The 19,534-nt window shown below is 63.0% G+C and carries 16 protein-coding genes; all 16 read right to left on the bottom strand.

Annotated elements, in window-relative coordinates; translation table 11 throughout:
* Positions 1 to 505: 505 nt before the first annotated feature.
* Positions 506 to 3,847: an LPS assembly protein LptD gene (lptD, locus tag AB1792_07050; GenBank protein MEW5701969.1), complete on the bottom strand. Its 3,342-nt coding sequence runs from the start codon at positions 3,845 to 3,847 to the stop codon at positions 506 to 508.
* A gap of 11 nt (positions 3,848 to 3,858) precedes the next feature.
* Positions 3,859 to 4,632 carry a fumarylacetoacetate hydrolase family protein gene (locus AB1792_07045; GenBank protein MEW5701968.1) on the bottom strand — a complete coding sequence of 258 codons (774 nt, stop codon included), beginning with the start codon at positions 4,630 to 4,632 and terminating at the stop codon, positions 3,859 to 3,861.
* Complete coding sequence (locus AB1792_07040; GenBank protein MEW5701967.1) at positions 4,629 to 5,615, bottom strand: histone deacetylase; 987 nt, start codon at positions 5,613 to 5,615, stop codon at positions 4,629 to 4,631. Before AB1792_07040 ends, AB1792_07045 begins: the two co-directional genes overlap by 4 nt.
* A 54-nt stretch (positions 5,616 to 5,669) precedes the next feature.
* Positions 5,670 to 7,046 carry an MATE family efflux transporter gene (locus AB1792_07035; protein ID MEW5701966.1) on the bottom strand — a complete coding sequence of 459 codons (1,377 nt, stop codon included), beginning with the start codon at positions 7,044 to 7,046 and terminating at the stop codon, positions 5,670 to 5,672.
* A 79-nt stretch (positions 7,047 to 7,125) separates the two neighbouring features.
* On the bottom strand, positions 7,126 to 7,569 hold the full coding sequence (gene aroQ, locus AB1792_07030) for a type II 3-dehydroquinate dehydratase (GenBank protein MEW5701965.1): 444 nt from the start codon (positions 7,567 to 7,569) through the stop codon (positions 7,126 to 7,128).
* Positions 7,566 to 8,699, bottom strand: coding sequence for a 3-dehydroquinate synthase (gene aroB / locus AB1792_07025; protein MEW5701964.1), 1,134 nt, complete (start codon positions 8,697 to 8,699; stop codon positions 7,566 to 7,568). Before aroB ends, aroQ begins: the two co-directional genes overlap by 4 nt.
* Before the next feature lie 17 nt (positions 8,700 to 8,716).
* The gene (locus AB1792_07020) at positions 8,717 to 9,298 is read right to left on the bottom strand and encodes a shikimate kinase (protein ID MEW5701963.1); all 582 of its coding nucleotides are present in this window, start codon (positions 9,296 to 9,298) and stop codon (positions 8,717 to 8,719) included.
* Positions 9,295 to 9,759 carry a nucleoside recognition domain-containing protein gene (locus AB1792_07015; GenBank protein MEW5701962.1) on the bottom strand — a complete coding sequence of 155 codons (465 nt, stop codon included), beginning with the start codon at positions 9,757 to 9,759 and terminating at the stop codon, positions 9,295 to 9,297. Before AB1792_07015 ends, AB1792_07020 begins: the two co-directional genes overlap by 4 nt.
* Before the next feature lie 146 nt (positions 9,760 to 9,905).
* Positions 9,906 to 10,352: a nucleoside recognition domain-containing protein gene (locus AB1792_07010; protein MEW5701961.1), complete on the bottom strand. Its 447-nt coding sequence runs from the start codon at positions 10,350 to 10,352 to the stop codon at positions 9,906 to 9,908.
* A complete protein-coding gene (locus tag AB1792_07005) occupies positions 10,349 to 11,224 on the bottom strand; it encodes a shikimate dehydrogenase (protein ID MEW5701960.1) in 876 nt (291 codons plus the stop codon). The genes AB1792_07010 and AB1792_07005 overlap by 4 nt, the downstream gene beginning before the upstream one ends.
* A 30-nt stretch (positions 11,225 to 11,254) precedes the next feature.
* Entirely contained in the window at positions 11,255 to 12,649 is a 1,395-nt protein-coding gene (locus AB1792_07000; GenBank protein ID MEW5701959.1) for a 3-phosphoshikimate 1-carboxyvinyltransferase, read from the bottom strand.
* A gap of 16 nt (positions 12,650 to 12,665) precedes the next feature.
* Positions 12,666 to 13,679 carry a 3-deoxy-7-phosphoheptulonate synthase gene (aroF, locus tag AB1792_06995; protein ID MEW5701958.1) on the bottom strand — a complete coding sequence of 338 codons (1,014 nt, stop codon included), beginning with the start codon at positions 13,677 to 13,679 and terminating at the stop codon, positions 12,666 to 12,668.
* A gap of 151 nt (positions 13,680 to 13,830) precedes the next feature.
* Positions 13,831 to 15,573: an arginine--tRNA ligase gene (gene argS / locus AB1792_06990; protein MEW5701957.1), complete on the bottom strand. Its 1,743-nt coding sequence runs from the start codon at positions 15,571 to 15,573 to the stop codon at positions 13,831 to 13,833.
* Positions 15,574 to 15,754: 181 nt separating this feature from the next.
* The gene (dapF, locus tag AB1792_06985) at positions 15,755 to 16,561 is read right to left on the bottom strand and encodes a diaminopimelate epimerase (protein ID MEW5701956.1); all 807 of its coding nucleotides are present in this window, start codon (positions 16,559 to 16,561) and stop codon (positions 15,755 to 15,757) included.
* Positions 16,562 to 16,833: 272 nt separating this feature from the next.
* Positions 16,834 to 18,063, bottom strand: a complete 1,230-nt coding sequence (locus AB1792_06980; GenBank protein MEW5701955.1) for a PLP-dependent aminotransferase family protein — start codon at positions 18,061 to 18,063, stop codon at positions 16,834 to 16,836.
* Between the two features lie 222 nt (positions 18,064 to 18,285).
* A complete protein-coding gene (gene dinB / locus AB1792_06975; protein ID MEW5701954.1) occupies positions 18,286 to 19,530 on the bottom strand; it encodes a DNA polymerase IV in 1,245 nt (414 codons plus the stop codon).
* Between the last annotated feature and the right edge of the window lie 4 nt (positions 19,531 to 19,534).

The following is a 19,534-nucleotide window of genomic DNA, read 5'->3' as shown; positions in this document are numbered from 1 at the left end:
ACCGTTTCCGTGGCGCCGGGTGCCCACACCCGGCGCAAGTGGCTGTGCATCAACGGTCGGGTGTGGGCACCCGACCGCACATGTGCGGAATTGGGAGGTTTTTCAACAAGCCCATTCTTGCCTGTCCAGGGGCGCACGGCCGCTCGTGGTGAACCACTCGTGGTGAACAGTGCGCCCCGATACGTGGTTCGGTGTGTTTCCCTCACCCGGTCCGGCCTGAAGGGCCAAGCGACCTCCCCCCCTCGACTCCACGCGGGGCAAGCCGAAGGGGGAGGTTGTCGTCGCGTAGGGGCGACCCGGTGGGTCGCCCTCGGGCGCGGCAGGCCGCGCCCCTACAGAACATGTCTGTCACCCTGAGCGAACCCCGCTCTTCGAGCGGGATGAAGCGAAGGGTCTGCTGTTTCCCGGCGTGGGAAAGAGACAGCAGATGCTTCACTTCGTTCAGCATGACAGACTGGGGGCGTAGGGGCGCAATTCATTGCGCCCGTCCAACACGGGCTCGGAGTCAATACTGCCGGAAGGCGCCCAAAAGGCCGCTTTCGGAGCGTTCGATTTTGATGTCGGGAATCGCTTTGACGTTGATGCGGAAGTAGTATCCCTGATGGCCGCCGCCGGGGACCCAGTAGAACACCGCCTCCCAGCAGTGCAGATCGCGACGGAACTCGAAACGTTCGTCAGTGATGCGACCCCCTGCCAGATCATAGGTTTGCTGATAGTGAATCGACCAATTGCTCGTGGGGCTGAAATCGAAACGCCAACCGAGCCAGTGCGTCTTCGATGTGTATGTCAGGGCGCGCGCTTCATCGTAGCGATACGAGAATGAGGCGTTAAAGGGGAGCTTCGCCCCGGCCTGGGACGTGTCGCGGGTGCGGCCTTCCTCGCCGATCGCGGTCACGGATGTGAGCGCCGAAGCGCTTCCCCGCAGACTCATCGCCGCCGACACGCCGAAGTTCAGCAGGCGCGGGTCGGTCCATTTCAGTTCGAGTGTCGTCGGATCATAGAGGTCCCAAGTCGCATCGGCGGAGAGATCGAGGCGCTGCACGAGGTTGGTGCGAACGTTGCCGGCCAGCGTGCTCCAACGGCGGGTGTCGCGTTCGAAATCGTAGCGCGTGGACAATCCGAAGTTGAGCAGCGAGACCTTCTTTTCCTTGTCGCCGGAGTGGAGTTTGGCATCGAGGACATTCGCGAGCGAAAATGAGATCGCCTGGCTGCGGCGGGACGAGCCGCCGCCGGTGCCGGTGAAGCTGCGCAGTTCGTCGTGACGGGTCACAGCCGGCGTGAACGCATAGCTGATGCGCGGCGACATGGTGTGGCGAATCGCATTCACGCCCCAGAGGCGCGGGTTGAGGAATCCATAGAGATTCGTGCTGGCGCTGACGCCCATCGTCCCAGACATGCGCCGCGCGGGTTCCTCGACCGGAATGCCGGCATCACGGGCGAGACGCGTGCTCGCCACGTAGTACCATGTCTCCGCCAACGACGCATTGGGGGACACGTTGATGTACTTGATCACGCGCTGCGGGAAGCTAATCCCCGCCGCATGATCGACCGTAACGTAGCGCTTCTCGTCGAATTGCCCGGTGGTATCGCCGGGTGTCGGATTGCGGCTCTGATAGTACGACAGCCGCGACGACAGCGACACATAGGCATTGTGGTACCAACGCGCAGTGGCTCCCGAATCGGGAGCAAACAGCCGTCTCTGGAACAGCGAGAACTCCAACTGCGGTAGCCGCCGGGTGCGGCTGTCGGTGTCGAGGTTCTCGGTGTTCTCGACGTAGGCGGTGATCGAAGCGCCGCGCCAACGTTTGTTGAAGTTCAGTTGCGAGCGCACGGTGCGGCGGCGTGTGTCGGAAGGATCGTAGCTGTAGTTCTGATAGTAGGACCGATCGGACACAAAATCGGCATTGCCGGCCAGCGTGGTGGTCGGCGACAGAGTCTGCTGATGGGAACCGACGAGACTCCAGCGTGTGGCCCGAGACGTGCCGGTGCTGGAGTAGTGGGTCTCATGTGCGTATGAGCCGGAGAGATTACCGCTGAAGTGATAACGCCAGGCGTAGTTGACCCGTCCATGTAGGAGCACTCCGGTCGCTTCATTGTAGTCGAGGGCGCCGCTGAGATCATAGTAGTCGGAGGCCGCCCAGTAGTACCCGACGTTGCCGATGAACCGCTCGCCGCGCTGGAAGTTGCCGATCCGCAACGGCAGGAATCCGGAGTGGCGGCCGCGTTTGATCGGAAATATGTAGTACGGCAGGATCGCGACCGGGAGCTCGCCGATCCGCATCACGACCGGACGCGCGATCACCTTGTCATTGCGGATGATCTCCATGTCCCGGCTGGAAAAGTGAAAGTGCGGCTGTTCGAGGTTGCAGGTCGTGTAGGTGCCATGCGTGACGAAGAACACGCTGTCGGTGTACTTGCGGAAATCGCCGCCGTGATAGTAGGCGCCTTCAAACTCGGTGGCCGAGCCGCGGATGCGGCCTCGACGCGAGTCGATGTTGTAGGTGAGCTGCTGCCCGGTGATCACCTGTGTGCCGTCGGCGAGGCGCGGCATCTGCTGCGGCTTGCCGGCCGAGTCGGGCTCCGGCAACGGCCGCGCCAGGAGGTTTTTGCGGTTGGTCCAATAAGAGATGCGCCCGGCGTCGAGGAGGATGGTCTGATAGTGCAACTGGCCGGATCTCTCCAGATCGACACGCTGGGAATCGGGGACGAACCGAATGCGCGCGGCTTTGTAGTCGACGCTGTCTGTGCCGCCGCCGGATCGGGGAGCGGTGTAGCGTCCCTGGGCGCCGCCGTCAATGGTCACGGTTGCCAAACGACCACTGGCGAAGTGCAGCCACAGTGAGTCGCCGGAGGCATGATTGGCACCCTGCGCCGTATCATCGGGTTGGAAATCGGTGTAGGCCTGACCGCGTACACGGATGGCGCGCAACGAGTCATTCGACAGGAAGAAGTCCGCGACGCGGCCGCGGAGGATACTGGTCCCTCTGTCCTTGAGGGCGACGGTCGTGTCGCGGTAGGAGCCGTCGGCGTTGCCGATCGCGGTCACCCGGTCAACGCGCCTCTCGACGAAGGAGAGAATCAGGGTATCCCCGGTGACAATGCCGCCGCTGCCGACGGCGCGGGGTTTCCCGGTGAGGAGCGCGCGTCCAGAGTCGGGCCAGATTTCACCACGCTCACCTTGCGCCTCCCAGTCGCCTTTCCAGACGTGAACTGAGCCGGCACCGATGCCGCGTTTCTCGTCACGAAAGTACGTAATGGTGTCGGCGCGAATGATCGTCTGGTCGGATGAATCGAGGAAGAAGTCCCAGCGCAAGAGCGGCAGAGAATCGGCCACCGCGACATTGGCCCCGCGTTCGAAACGGGCCCGTTGTGAGACAAGCGCGAAGCCCCCGGTCGTATCCTCGATGAGGACGTCGCCGAGGGCCCGGGCGGATTGCCCATCGCGCTCGTATTCGACATGCCGCGCGACAAACGACAACCCCGGCTGGGCGATGTGCACGTTGCCGTCGAACGCGACCAGGCCGACGTCCTGCTGCCACACCGCGCGATCACTCAGAAGCGACGTGTTGCCATGGACGAATGAGACGTTGCCATAGAGGCGGTACTCGCTCGCGGTGTCCGTGTGAATCCACTCGGTGGAATCGGCGTGTTCGAGGATTAGCGGCGGGGAGGTGTCTTGGGCGGTCGCCGCCCTGGGATTGATCAGTCCAATGCCTGACAGGAAGACCACGAGCGCCACGGCTCTGGCCCACCGCAATAGACCGACCATACCATTCTGGCATCCAAAGAGCGAAACAGCAGATCCTTCGCTTCGCTCAGGATGACAGATGCGTTGCAGGATTGGCATCCACATCATCTTCACTGGCCGGATGCGATGACGGTGTTGCTCAGGACGCCGAGCCCTGCGATCTCGATCTCCACGTTGTCGCCGGGTGACAACGGGCCGACACCGGCGGGAGTTCCGGTCGAGATCAAATCGCCCGGCAGCAGCGTCATCACTCCGGAGATGAAGGCGATCAACTCCGGGACGCCGAAGATCATCTGGTCGAAGGTGGTTTGTTGACGCACGTCGCCGTTCACGCGGGTGGTCAGCCCCGAGCCCCGCCAATCAGAATCTGCCTGCACCCACGGTCCGACCGGGCAGAAGGTGTCGAATCCCTTGGCGCGGGTCCACTGCTTGTCCTTCTTCTGCAGATTGCGAGCGGTGACGTCATTGACGATGGTGAAGCCAAGCACGTGATCCAAGGCGTGTTCGCGGGAGATCATTCGCCCTCCCTTGCCGATCACAACGCCGAGTTCGCCCTCATAGTCGACGCGGTCGACCCCGGCGGGTAGCACGATTTGCCCACCGGGAGGTAGCAGCGCCGTCGTCGGTTTCAGAAAAATGACCGGTTCCTCGGGAATCGCATCGGCCGAGGCGCTCTCGGCGACATGGGGAGCATAGTTCAATCCCACGGCGATGATCTTGGAAGGCACGACGGGGGCGAGCCATGTGATCTGATCCAACGGATGGACTCGTTCTCCGGGCACGCCCCCCATGTAGGGGGCATCGCTCCAGCGACGAACACCCCCGGCCTCGTGTGTTCCCCAGTATTCCCCGCCCCGCCAAGTGAAGCGCACGTAACGCGTCAATCTGTGTCTCCCTTCAGCCGATTTGTTGTGCCGGTATCGATCAGTATCTGCACGTGCGCGGCGACAGAATCACCGAGCGCGGCCAGATTGTATCCCCCCTCCAACACGGAGACCAAACGACCGCCGCAGACGTCCCGCGCGAATGAACAGACCATGCTTGTCGCCTCCGCGAACGCCGGCGTGGTCACGTCCAATTGGGCCAGCGGGTCGTCGCGATGCGCATCAAACCCGGCCGAGACGAGCACAATGTCGGGTGCGAACCGACGGGCAGGGCCACCAAGAATGGCATCGAGCGCATCCAGGAATTCAGGGTCTCCCGCCCCGGCTCTCAGAGGTCGATTCACCGTAAACCCCAATCCCGGTCCGTGTCCGGTCTCGTCGGCCGCGCCGGTCCCCGGATAGAACGGATACTGGTGAATGGACGCGTACATGACCCGCGCCGAATCGTAGAAGATGGCTTGCGTGCCGTTGCCGTGGTGAACGTCCCAGTCGACAATCAACACTCGTGCATCCGGCACTTCGGCGAGGAGATTCGCGGCGGCAATGGCGATGTTGTTCAACAGGCAGAATCCCATGCCGCGCCCGGCGAGCGCATGGTGCCCCGGCGGGCGGACGGCACAGAAGGCATTGGCGAGCCGTCCCAGCCACACATCCCGTGCCGCTGCGATCACACCACCGGCGGCCAGACGGGCGATTTGTGGCGAACCGGGACCGACATAGGTATCCGAATCGAGCCACTGTCCCTCGGCGTGATCCAAGAGCCCGCGGTACGTCGCACTGTGCACGCGCTCGACCTCGGCGGTGGATGCTTCGCCGAATTCCAATGGGTGAAGGAGCGGCAAGATGTCAGCATGCCGGAGGGCGTCCCGGATCGCCTGCAGCCGTGCCGGGGATTCCGGATGAGGCAACGCCGCATTGTGCTGCAAAAAAAGGTCGGAGAAAACCCAGCCGGTACGCGAAGGTGGGGGCTCGTGAGCCGTCATAGCCGGGAACATAGCACACGAGATGGCAAGCGCCAACGGCGGCTTGACACCGGATCATAGAACACGACGTTTCCGCCAACGCCCCAGCGAAAACCAGACATAGAGGGCCACGCCCTTGACGACGGTCGTCGTCGTGATTGTCCACCACACGCCGTCGGGCCCGAGACCGAGCCACACGCCAAGGACCCACGCGCTCGGGATGCGCAGTACCGCGCCGGGGATGGCGACGATCATCGGCGGCATTGTGTCACCCGCCCCGGAGAAGGCGCCCTCCAAGACGATCTCCCACGCCATGAAGACCTGTGAGAGCGCCAGGATGCGGATGTAGTGCGACCCGGCTTGGAGCAACTGTGGGTCGTCGACGAAGACGTGCATGATCGTCCGCGGGAACAGCATAAAGACGATCGACGTCAGGAGCGTATAGATCGACACGATGACCAGTGTCTTGCGGGTCAACGCGGCGGCGCGGGCCGGATTTCCCGCGCCGAGATTCTGCCCCACCAGCGTGGCGGCGGCGATCGAAAAACCGTAGGCGAAGAGGTAGTTGATCGACTCGATGCGGTTGCCGATCCCCAGCGTCGCGACCGCCGCGGTTCCGAAGCCCGCGGTGATCCGATTGACGAAGAGGTAGACGATGGAGAAGACGATATTGGAGATCGAGATCGGTATCCCGATCGTCACCATCCGACCAACGATCGACCAGTCGATGGTGCCCCAGGGCGAAAGACGTACCGGAAACGGCAATCGTCCAGCGCGCAGGAACCGCAAGAAGATGAGGCACACGACGGTGTAGGAGATTGCCGTCGCCAGAGCGGCACCGACCACTCCCAATCGCGGCAGCGGCCCGATGCCATAGATCAAAAGCGGGTCGAGGATGACGTTCAAGACGATTCCGGTAGACATCGCTGCCAACGGCCGGCGCGTGTCCCCGGAAGCACGGAACAGCCCCATCGACCATTCGACGAAGACAATCAGGATGGCCGCCAGGAAATAGACCGCCATATACTGCTTTCCCAGGGTAACGACCGACGGCTCCAAGTGCATCAGGGCAAAGAGGGGCTGGCGCAACAGCAAACCGACGACGGTGATCAGAAGCGCGAAGAGCACGGCAAAGCGCAGCGAGTACTCCCCGACCGACTGTGCGGCCTTCTTATCGCCGGCACCCAGTGCCTGCGACACCATGGCCACCAGACCTGTGGATATGACCATCACGAGGGACTGGAGGATCCAGACAATGAAGGTGGCCGAAATCACCGCGGCGATCGGGTCAGCGCCCAGATGCCCGACCCAGATGGCATCGACCACCGAGAAGACCGTGTGCAACAGCATGGATGCCGTTGCCGGCCACGCCAGACGGATGATGGCACGGTACGGATGACCGTGCAGAATGGACTCGACATCACGGCTGATTGTTGGGGTGGCGGAGCCCATCAGGGAATCCCCAAGGATACCAGTGGGAAGTCGAAGCTACCGCCAAGGGGTGAGGCGGAGTAGGAAGAACTGATACGGCTCAGCGGCCGGCGGTTTCGGCAGCAAGGTACTCCAGGGCCAGCAAGTACCCCGAGACACCGAGGCCAGAGATCACGCCCCGGCAGGCGCCGGAGACAACCGATCGCTGCCGGAATTCTTCACGCGCGAAGATATTGGACAGGTGAACCTCGATGACGGGAATCGGGATGGACGCCACGGCATCACGCAGGGCAATCGACGTGTGGGCCAGCGCGCCCGGATTCAGTATCACCCCTCCGGCGGAGTCGGCGGCCGCGTGCAATCGGTCAATGAGCACACCTTCATGATTGGATTGGGCGAATTCGACGTCGACGCCCAGTTGCCGGCCGCGCTCACTGATGCGGTCGTTGATTTCCGCCAACGTGAGTCTCCCATAGATCTCGGGCTCACGCAAACCGAGCCGGTTGAGATTGGGTCCGTGCAGGACCAGTATTGGCTTGCTCATTCGTCCTCCCTGGCGGCCACTGCCCAGTCAGACGCGCGCCTCAGGAAGATGAGCGCGGCCCTGACCTCTTCATCGGCAACGTCATCGACCAGCCGAACCGAGCCCACGGACCTCGGGAGCACCCAGATGGCGCGCCCGGCATGGCGTTTCTTGTCGAGCCGCAGCGGCTTCATGATGTCGGAGATCGTGAAGTTGCCGATTCGGCGCGGAGCAATGAGCGAGCAACATCGCACGATCCGGCGGAAATCATCGTTCCCGATCCACCCACGACGACGCGAGATGTCGGCGGCACCGATGATGCCCAACGCAACGGCCTCCCCGTGCCGCAGCCGTTGATATCGCCCGGTCTTCTCCAAGGCATGGCCGAGCGTATGGCCGAGATTCAGAAACCGTCGTGGCCCGTGATCTTGTTCGTCCTCGGCCACGAGCCGCAGCTTGAGTCGGACACAGCGCCGGATCACGTCGATTCCCATCGGTTGTGACCCTTCCACCCAGTGACTGAGCGTCTTCTCGCAGCGGCGGAAGAGAATCGAATCGCCCATGATGCCATACTTGACGATCTCGGCCAGCCCGGAGCGTCGCTCCCGTGCCGGCAGCGTCGCAAGCAGGGTCGGATCAATGATCACCCCCGTCGGCTGATAGAAACACCCGATGAGGTTCTTGCCGTACGTTGTGTTGATCCCCACCTTGCCGCCGATCGCCGCGTCGACCTGTCCGATGACCGTCGTGGGGACAAACCACAGCGGTACGCCGCGCATGAACGTCGCGGCAGCAAAACCGGCAGAGTCGGTGATTGTACCACCGCCGACGGCCAGCACCGGAGTGGATCGATCGAGCCGCGCGACGAACCACCGTTGCTGCAAGAGATCGACGGTGCGGGCCGATTTGATGCGTTCGCCCGCAGACAACACCGTGCAGTGTGGAAGCCACCCAGCCAACGTCAGTGAGCGGCGCACATCACGGCCGACAAGATCGTCGACGGCCCGATCGATGACGACGGCGATCGGCAATCCACGACGCTCAGGTCGCAGGTACACCCCGATCCGCTTGAGCGAGCCGTCAGCGATGTAGATCCGTGTCTGTCGGCCAGGCACGGAACCTGTGAATGTCGGCTTGGGTCGGGGTGCCACGGGTGTCACCGGATCGTTCAGAGCCCGTTACCGAGCCACTCCATGATGCGCTCGACCACCAACGGGATCGTCAATCGAGAGGTATCGACGACAAGATCGGCGATTCGGTCGTAAGCGTCGCGGCGCGACTGCAGCAGTGACTCGGCGTGTCGGACAAACTGCTCCCGCCTCGCTGGATCATCATGTCCGAGTATACCCGAGGCTACGGTCGTCCCGGCCAACAACGGGCGCGAAGGGAGGTCATCGCGCACGCGATCCCAGATTGCTGCCCAATCAGCGGTCAGCAGTACCGTGCGGCCTGTCTGGCGGGCCATGGCGAGAATCACCGGAACGGTCGGCGCGCCACCACCGAGGGCGATGATGCTGGGAGGGGAACCGAGAACCAATCGTAACGCCCGTGCCTCATGGTTGCGAAACGCTGCTTCGCCCTCGACGCGGAAGACCTCCGGGATCGTACGACGGCACAGCGATTCGACGACGCCATCCAGATCGACAAACGGACGATGCAACCGTGCCGCCAGTTGATGCCCCACGGCGCTCTTGCCGGTGCCCATGAAACCGGCCAGGAACAGATGCCGACGCGCCGCGGCCATGGTCATACCGATCCCTCCGGGCTGACGGGAGACATCTCCGGGGTCGCGGCGGGCCAGGGAAGTCGCGCCAGCAACCAGACAACCGCGATGGCCACGGCAAAGCGCGCGGTCAGGATGATCCAACCGCTCCCGCCCAAGGCGACAAACAGCAGCGTGTCTTCAATGATGGCGTGGCAGATACAGAGGAATGCCCCGACCAGAAAGATCTGGCGGCGATCCAGATCGCCGGACTGCCCTTGCGGGATCAGCACCCCGGCGCCGTAGGCAATGCCGAAAATCACGCCAGTCAAGAGTGGAAAGAGCGCCTGTGGACGGAACCCCATGGGACGGAAGACGGGAATCGCGGATTGAATGGCGCGATCGAACCAGGGTTGCGAGCGTGCCCACTCCAGCAGGATGATCAACGGCATCACGATCAGGAAGATCTTGAGCATCAGCCCCCAGAGACCGGTGCCTATTTCGATCACCAGGTCCACGTTGTTGCCTCGGGCGAATTCTGTTGTTGTCCCGCGAGCCGCAAAGCAGATCCCTCGCTTCCCTCGACGTCGCTCGGGACGAGTCGCTCGGGATGACAGATGAAGGGCGTGACCATGTTCATGCGTTGTCCCGCACCCTACTGTGCGATCATTACGGCGACGAGCCACCCCAGTGACCACCCCACCACCAGCCGCAGCCCCACGAGGACGGCGGTGGGTGCGCGCATCTGCTTCAGGATGGCGCTTTCGAGAATGTGATTGTGCGAGACACCGAGGATGATCGCAGCGACGGTCACCGCGGTCGTATCCCACTTCCCCGCGGCGATCACCGCCAGCGCCGAGTACAGATTCACGAAATGCCCCAAGACCATGGCGAGCGCGGCATCACCGGGGAGATGCCAGATCCCCATCGCCGGCTGGAAAAATCGAGCCAGCGCGGGAAGCACCGGGGTGTGCCCGAGCAGCGTCACGATGACATAGACGGGGATCATGACGCGCATCAGGATCCAGAATGTCTCCAATCCCTTGCGCACTCCGTGCCGGAGCACCGGCCAGAGCGGAACAGTAGTGCCATCGGTTGTCACAGACTCTCCCCCATGTCCAGCAATCGACGCCGCACCACTGCCGGAAACCGACGCTTCGTCCACACAGTGAAACTGGCCTCGGCCTGGGCGACCAGCATCGGCCACCCACCGACCAACCGTTGGCACCCTGATCGTTGCGCCTGACGCAGCAGCCGGGTGCGACGTGGACGATATACGAGATCAAAGACGACAGTGGCAGGCGAAATTGCCACACCGTCCGGTAGAGGCGACAGTCGCCAATGATCGCCACCGCCCAAGGGGGTCGCATTAACGACAAGCGCCGCCGAATCGAGTCGTGCCGCAATACCCTCCGGCCGCCACGGGATCACATCGATCGCCGACCTCGATACACGGGTCTTGACGTGCTTTACGACCTGGCGTGCCTGTTGGGGTCGGCGGGCCACCAATGTGACTCGCTGCATACAGAAGTTGCCAAGAAGCGTGGAGAGAACGGCCCGCGCCGCACCGCCTGCACCGAGGATCACGGCCGACCCTCCTCTCAACGTCGCTCGGTGCGGCCGTAATGCAGCAACCACTCCAGCAACATCGGTGTTATAACCCACCAACCGCCGGCCGCGGACGGCAACTGTGTTGACGGCACCCACGTCCGCGGCGGACGAGTCCAGTTCATCAAGATCATTGATGACTCGTGTCTTGTAGGGGGTGGTGACATTGAGACCGACAAACCCGGCGTCGGCACCGGCATGAAGAAACGAACAGACGCGCCCGGGTGGCAGGTCACAGAGCGTGTAGACCGCAGGCCAGCGAAGGGTGTCGAAAACGCGCCGGAAGATGGCCGGCGACATGGAGTGCCCGATGCCGCGCCCCAGGAGACCATAGATCCCATTGCGGACGTTTGCAGGGATGGACATCCGGGGCGGCATAATGGATGGGAAGACGTCTCAGCGGGCCAGGGCAATCAGACTGGCCAGGAAGTCGGGATCGGAAACCGCCATGACACCGGCGTTGCGGATCACCGAGGACGCATCGGCCCACAACGCCGCCACAGCAAAGGCCATCGCGATCCGATGATCACCTCCCGGGTCGATGGTCGCCGCCCGCCACTCGGTCGGCCCTTCGATCGCCCAGCCATCCTCCAATTCGGCAACCTTGGCACCCATAGCCCGGAGGTTGGCGGTGACGGCAGCGATGCGATCGGATTCCTTGTGACGTAACTCGGAGGCGCCACGGATCACAGTCACTCCTTCGGCGCGTGCGGCCAGCACGGCCAGGATCGGCAACTCATCGATCACCCCGGGCACTTCGGTCTCGCCGACCCGCACGGCCTTCAGGGCGGACGCAGATGTCAAACGAATTTGTCCGTGCGGTTCATCGCCGCCATGATCCCGCCTCTTGATCTCAAACTGCGCGCCCATGCGGTTGAGGACGCGCAGGAATCCTGTTCGGGTGGGATTCAGTCCCACGTCATCGATGATCACATCCGCCTTGTGGACACCGATGGCGGCCCCGATGATGAAGGCAGCGGCGGAGAAGTCGCCGGGGACGACCCAATCGCATGGCTTGACGCTGCGCCGGGGACCGATCCGGATCGTCCGCTGGTGCGACGGGGGGTCGCTGTCCGTGGCCTCCTGCGCCAGCAGACGCTCCCGTTTGTCGCCGGAGAGGCGAGGCGGCAGGGTCACATCGCAATCGACTCCGGCGGACCGGAACATCCGCTCAGTATGATCACGGCTGGGAGACGGCTCAATGACAACGGTCTCCCCGGCCGCATCGAGCCCGGCCAGCAACACAGCCGATTTGACCTGGGCCGACGCGATCGGCAGTTCATAGGAAACGCCGCTCAGCGACGTGCCCGAGATGCGGATCGGCGCTGTGTCGGCATCCGACAGGGAGATCTTCGCCCCCATGCGTCGCAGCGGTTCGGCAATCCGGAGCATCGGCCGCCGAGAAAGGGAATCATCGCCGATCAGTATGCAATCAAATGGCCGGCCTGCCAAGCATCCGGCGAGCAGACGCATCGTGGTCCCGGAATTGCCGCAATCCAACGCCCGCTCCGGGGCGTTCCATCCGCCACTGCCTGGGCTCTGGACGACCCATGTTCCGTCCGCTTCGTCCACCGCCACGCCCAACTGCCGCAGGCAATGCACCGTGCTGAGCACATCGGCAGCGCCCGAGATCGGGCTGACAGTCGAACGCCCTTTTGCCAGCGCTGATAGAATCAGCGCCCGGTGGGCGATGGACTTGTCCGGTGGCGGGCGATAGAGCCCGGTCAGACGCCGCACCGGCTCGACTTTGACGTCGCTACCTAATGGCACCTTGGCGTGTGTGTCGCTCAAGTCGATCCTCTACTCATTACAGCGACCTGCCGACGACCGCAGCCATGGCGCCGACTCGTTCCATGAGCGAGTCAAACGTCGGAGCGTCGATGGACTGGCGACCGTCGGAGAGCGCTTGCTCCGGGTGCGCGTGAACTTCGACCATGATGCCGTCGGCGTCGGCCGCCGCGGCGGCACACGCCAGCGGCAAGACCTGGTACCGCTCGCCGGTCCCGTGACTCGGGTCCACGATGATCGGCAAGTGACTGGTCCTCCGTACGACGGGAACGATCGACAAGTCGAGCACGTGGCGGGCATGATCCGAAAAGGTGCGCACGCCGCGCTCGCACAACACCACGTTCGGGTTCCCCTCGTTCATGATGTACTCCGCGGCCATCAAGAACTCTTCGAGCGTGGCGGCCATGCCGCGTTTGAGCAGCACCGGTTTGCCGCACCGTCCCGCCTTCTTCAAGAGCGGCGTGTTGTGCATGTTACGTGAGCCGATCTGGACCATGTCGGCATACCCGGCGACCAATTCCAGCGACTCGTGGTCGATCGCCTCGGTCACGACCGGGAGATGGTGGCGGGCACCCACCTCCGCCAAGATCCGCAAACCCGACTCTCCCAGACCCTGAAAACTGTAGGGTGAGGTGCGGGGTTTGAATGCCCCACCGCGCAAGAGTCGGGCGCCGCCCTGTTTGACGATCCGCGCCACGGCGTCCAACTGCTCCGGAGTCTCCACGGCGCAGGGGCCGGCAATGACGGTGAACCACCCCGGCCCGAAGGAGGCATCGCCGGCTTGCACGGTGGTCGACTGGGGATGGAATTCCCGGCTGACGAGCTTGTAGGACGTGGTGACGCGAATCACGCGCAGGACGCCCGGCATCGCCTCGAACCGTCCCGGATCGAGCGTACCGAGGTTCCCGGTGATGCCGATCGCGGTGCGCTGGGCCCCCGGCAATGGATGCGCGCGCAATCCCAGAGCATGGACCTCGGCACAGACCGCGGCGATCTGAGCGGGATCGGCGTGTGTGTCCATCACGATCAGCATGCGTCATCCTGGGAATCTGGGCCGATGGAAAGAACTCCCTCACCCGCCCGCCTATCGGCGGGCGACCTCTCCCGGAGGGAGAGGTTAGTGATCTCCCGCTCCCTCCGGGAGAGGGGTGGGGTGAGAGAAGCGAATCGGTCGATCATCAGAGTCACATCCGCGCTGGTGATTTCATCCCCAACAAGTTCAGACCCTCGGCCAAGACAGAGCGCAGACAATCCGACAAGAGTATCCGCACGCCCCGCGCCTGCGCCTCCCCATCGAGAATGCGGACATTCTGATAGAATGCGTTGTAGGCCTGTGCCATATCCAAGAGAGCGGCGGCAATGACCTGGGGTTCGTACTGCCGCGCCGCCAGTCGAATCCGCCGGGGCCAGTCGCCCAGTTGCAGGAGAAGTCGTCGTTCCTCGTCGCTGCGCAGATGGATGAAATCGCGCGGTTCCACGGGCACTTCCTGTCCCCACCTTTCCAAAAGCGAGCAAAGGCGCGCGTGCGTGTACTGTAGATAAGGACCGGTCCGGCCGTCGAATGAGAGGGCCTCATCCCAATTGAAATTGACATCCTTCTGGCGTTTCACCGACAACTGCCAAAAGACGACGGCGCCGGTGCCAACCGCCTCGGCGACCGCGTCGGCGTCTTCGAGATTCGGGTTCTTCTCGGCAATGATGGCACGTGTGCGTGCCACCGCCTCGGCGAGAACATCATCGAGGAAGACGATGTTCCCTTTGCGCGTGGACATGGTGACATTGGCGAACTTGACCCAGCCGAAGTCGACATGCGCCATCCGATCGGCCCACGCGTGTCCCATCACTTTGAGCGCGGCGAAGAGCTGACGGAAATGGAGCGCCTGCGCGGAGCCGACGATGTAGAGACATTGATCGAACTGGTATGTCGCATGGCGGTATTCGGCCGCGGCGAGGTCGCGTGTCGCATAGAGCGTGGCCCCATCGGCCTTGCGCAACAAGAGCGGTGGGTCGCCGGCCCCGACCGGGATGATCAGAGCACCATCGTCGCCGCCATGGGCGACGCCCGATTCCCGGAGACGATCAACCAGCGGCGCCAGATACGGGTTGTAGAATGCCTCCCCGGCATACGAATCGAACGTCACACCCAGACGGCGATAGACACGCTCGAACTCCCGCAGCGACAGATCACGGAAGCGCTGCCAGAGGGCATTGTTCTCCGGGTCGCCATCCTCCAGCTTCTTGAATTCAAGCCGCGCGCGGTCCTCCAGCTCAGGGAGCGCCTCGACCTCGCGGTGAAAGCGCGTGTACAGATCGTACAAGTGCACAATCGGATCGGCCGCCAACTGCGTCTCGTCGCCCCAATCACGGAAGGCGACGATCAGCTTGCCGAACTGGGTTCCCCAGTCGCCGAGGTGATTGATGCCGATCGTGCGATAGCCGAGCTTCTCGAAGATGCGCTTGAGCGAGTTGCCGATGACAGTCGAACGGAGATGCCCGACGCCGAACGGCTTGGCGATGTTGGGATGCGAGTAGTCCATGCAGATGGTCTTGCCGCGCCCGATCTCGGCGGAGCCGTAGCGGCTTCCCTCCCCGGCAATCATCGGGAGAACCTCGGCGGCGACGGCCTGCGGATCGTACCAGACGTTGAGATATCCCCCGATCGCCTGGACTTTGGTGACGGACTTGGGCGCTTTGAACTCCTGCTCCAATCGGGAGGCGATGTCCTGCGGTGGCAATCGCAACTCAGCGGCCAATGGGAAGCAGGGAAACGCCGAATCACCGAACCCCTTGCGGTTCGGCGATTCGTACACCTCAGCGACCACTTCCGGAGACCGGGGGTAGCCGAGGCGAGCCAGTGCGGCCGCAGTCGCCTCACAGGCCTCCGCGAAATACACTGACAATTGCACCGCCATAGCTGAGATCGTCACCGCCGGCACGTGCCGAATGCAACACCAGGCGACGGGTACGACAGAGGAAGAATCGCCATCTCCGGTCCCAGAATCAAGACGACGCTGAGCGGGAGAGCGTGTTTGGACGCTGGTCAACCGCCGCCGCAGACAGGAACTCCCCAGAGGAGCCAACCCGACGGCGGAACGGGGTAGTCACCGGCTACTCGTACCAGACACCGGTGCAGACAACCCGCGCGTTTGCGGCCAGACTCACCTCACGGTCGTCCCGTGTAGCGGCTCCCTGCACGCCGCCGGGGGACATCACGGTCGCGTCGCGATGGATGACCCCCAAATGGCGACAGGCGGCGAATGCCGCCAGCGCGCCCGACCCGGAAGCGGGTGTGGGTCCAACCCCGCGTTCGAAGATGCGCAGCTCGATGCGCCCTCGGCTCAGCACGCGAACGAACTCGACATTCACGCCTCTTGTCGGCCGGGCCTCACGAGCGGTCTGGCAGCGAACACCAAACTCCTCCCAGGGAAAGTCGAAACCCGAAACAGGAAAAACCCAGTGTGGATTTCCCGCTTCCACAACCAGTCGACGCTTGATCTGCCGCTCCCTAGCCGACGGTACAGTTTCCTTCTCGACGACCGCCGGGATCGGACGACGGAATGAGGCCTCGACGATCAACCCTCCCATGCGACGGACCGAGACAGGGACCGGCCCCGCACCGGTGAGGAAGCACCAGTGGCGCCGCCGGGGGTTTCCTGTCACCAGAAGGGCCGCCGCACCACGTACGCCATTCCCGGACCATTCGGCTTGCGAACCATCGGCATTGAAGAGGCGGAATGGGACTCCCTGCCGAGTCTCGGCACCGAGGAGAATCACCCCATCGGCTCCGGGGCCGATGCGGCGGTCACAAATCGCCGCCGCGCGCGCTGATGACCAGGAGGAACGGCGACCCGTGGCCGTGACCACGATGAAGTCATTCCGAAGCGATTCCACCTTGGCGAATTCTACCTGACGCATGATCGGCCCGCGTTCACGGCGCACAGCCGGGCACGCACCCCGATAAGATAGACCCGCCCGGTGAGAAACACAAAGAACTCACGCCACGCGAGGACGCGTGGCGTGTGCCCGACAATTGACCACGTTCCGGCGGGCTTTCCATGACCACCCTGTGGCGCCGTGTGCCCACACACGGCGCTGCGGTCGGGTGTGGGCACCCGACCGCACAGTCGCTTGAGTTTGTGAGAGCGATTCCGAAGGGACAAAATCGAGTTGCGGACAACCGGTGCCCATCAAACCAGTGCGGACAGCACCCGACCGAGTCGCTTGATCCCTTCGTGGATGCCCTCCAATGTGGCGTTGGAGAAGTTGAGCCGTAGCGTGTTCTTGCCGGAGCCATCGGGGTGGAAGGGCTGGCCGGGAACATAGGCCACTTTCTGCTCGATCGCCTTCGGCAAAAGCGTGGTGGCATCCACGTGCTCCGGCAACCGTACCCAGAGGAACAGACCGCCCTCGGGGCGCGTCCAGGTGACGGTATCGGGGAAGAACTCGTTCATCGCACGCAGCATGGCGTCGCGGCGCTCACTGTAGGCGGCTTTCAGCTTTTCGATGTGCCGATCCAAGGCGCCGTCCTTGGCGAACTCATACATCACGTATTGCGCGAACCCATTCGTATGCAGATCGGTCGCCTGCTTCACTCGCTCAAAGATGCCCATGACCTGCCGTGAGCCGGCCACCCAACCGATCCGCAGTCCGGGGCTGACCAACTTGGAGAACGTTCCGAGTTGGATGACGGCTTGTCCGCCGATCGACTTGATCGAGGGCACCGGCGGCCCCGAATAGCGCAACTCACCGTAGGGGTTGTCATCCACAATCGGCACGCTGTAGCGGTGGGCCTTCTGCACCAAGAGGTTGCGCCGTTCCAGGCTCAGTGTCGTCCCGGTCGGGTTGTCGAAGTTGGGCACCGTGTAGATGAACTTGGGGTGATGGGCCTCGATCAACGGGTCCATCGTCTCGACCTTCATGCCATGGTCGTCCATGTCGACCGTGGTGTACTCGACACCATAAAAATTGAATGCCTGCAAAGCCCCCAGGTAAGTGGGACGCGAGCACAGCACATAGTCGCCATGGGTGAGAAAGACACGGCCGACGGCATCGAGTCCCTGCTGGGAGCCGGCGGTGATCATGATGTTGTCGGCGGTCAACTGCGTCCCGCCGATGCGGGAGATCCTCTCGGCGATGAACTGCCGCAAGGGCGGATATCCCATGGAGAGCCCATACTGGAGGGCTTGGCTGCCGAAGTGAGTCAGGACACGATCCGTGGCCTCGCGAATCTCCTCGACCGGAAACAACTCGGGCGCCGGCAACCCGCCGGCAAAGGAAATCACGCCGGGCTGATTGGATATCTTGAGGATTTCCCGAATAATCGACGACTCCAGATTGTACCCGCTCGGGGAGAAATGGCGGGCTTCGTATTTGAATGGAGCCGGAGGCGCTAACGTCGGCAGCGTGTCGGTGGTCATGGTCGTCACCTCGGAATCGGGTCCTGGTTCGTCAACGATTTGGACGCAGTCGGCGGCAAGATTCCACCCAGAGGCCGGAATGTGCCAAGCCCAGTGAAGTATACGCGGAAACCACGCTGAAGCAACAGCAACAGGGGGGAATCCGGATCACCGCGTGGCAGAAAGTGTCAAAGGGGTCGAACGTGTTTGATGCTGTCGCCCCCGCTGGGCGGGAGCACATGCTCAGGACGCGGAGTAACCGCCCCAGATGGCCCGTTCGCCGAATCGGTCACGGATGTCATCGACGACGGAGTCAACGGACGGCCTGCGCGTACTCCCGAGATGCAGCCGCGAAAACAGATCTGTCTGCTGGGCGAGTGATTCCGACTGCTCCAGATGGGAGGCCGAGACCCCCAATAATCGGATCGGTGCTCTCCCATCCCAGTGTTTCCCGAACAGATCGGAGGCGACACGATAGATCTGCCGGGAGTCATCGGTGGGCGTCGGGAATGTCGCACGGCATGTGTGCGTGGAGTAATCCTGGAAGCGGTACTTGACCGTCACCGTCCGCCCCCGCCATCCGTGACGTCGCATCCGTCGCGCGACCCGGTCGGAGAGATCGTGCAGCACCGAATAGAGATGATCGGGCCGGTTGGAATCCGCCGACAGCGTATGTTCGTGGCCGATCGATTTTTCCGGCGGCTGATCATCCGGCGCCAAGACGGGTGAGTCATCGTCCCCCCGAGCCAGCCGTCCCCATACCTCCCCGACCTTCCCCAAGTAGCGACGCAGTGTTCGCGGGTCGCAACGGGCCAGATCGCCCACCGTCAGGACACCCAATTTCGCCAATACCTGGCGCATCACCGGGCCAACACCCCACATCTTCTCCACCGGCAGCGGATACAGAATACGGGGAATGTCGGCCGGCATGATGATGGTCAGCCCATCCGGCTTGAACACGGACGAGGCCATTTTCGCCATGATCTTGTTCGGTGCGATGCCGACCGAGCAGGTCAACGACAACTCGGATCGGAGGCGCTCTTTCAGCCGCATCGCCAGTTGCTCCTCGTCGCCGAAGAGACTCGCGCATCCGGTTATATCCAAGAACGCCTCATCAACCGAGACGACCTCGACGGTGGGCGAGTAGTCCTCGTAGATCTTCAGAAGTTCAGAAGAGGCGTAAACGTAATGTCGCACATCGACGCCCACGAAAACGGCCTGTGGGCAGAGTCGGTATGCCTGGGCGGAGGACATGCCGGAACGGATGCCATGGACGCGGCATTCATAGGATGCCGTGGACACAACTCCCCGCGCTCGTGGAGGGCTACCCACAACCACGGGACGATTTCGCAGATGGGGATTGATCGCCTGCTCCAGCGCCGCGAAGTAGGCATCCATGTCGACATGCATGATGCGACGCGGAGGACGTTGGCCCGATTTCAGCACACGCCGTTGATGTAAAGGAAAGGTGGTCAGTCGTTCGGTCATCCCC

The organism is Candidatus Zixiibacteriota bacterium (assembly GCA_040752595.1).
GTDB lineage: Bacteria > Zixibacteria > MSB-5A5 > WJJR01 > WJJR01 > JACQFV01.
Note: the sequence above shows the minus strand (reverse complement) of the source record. Positions and strands in the feature narration are given on the sequence as shown.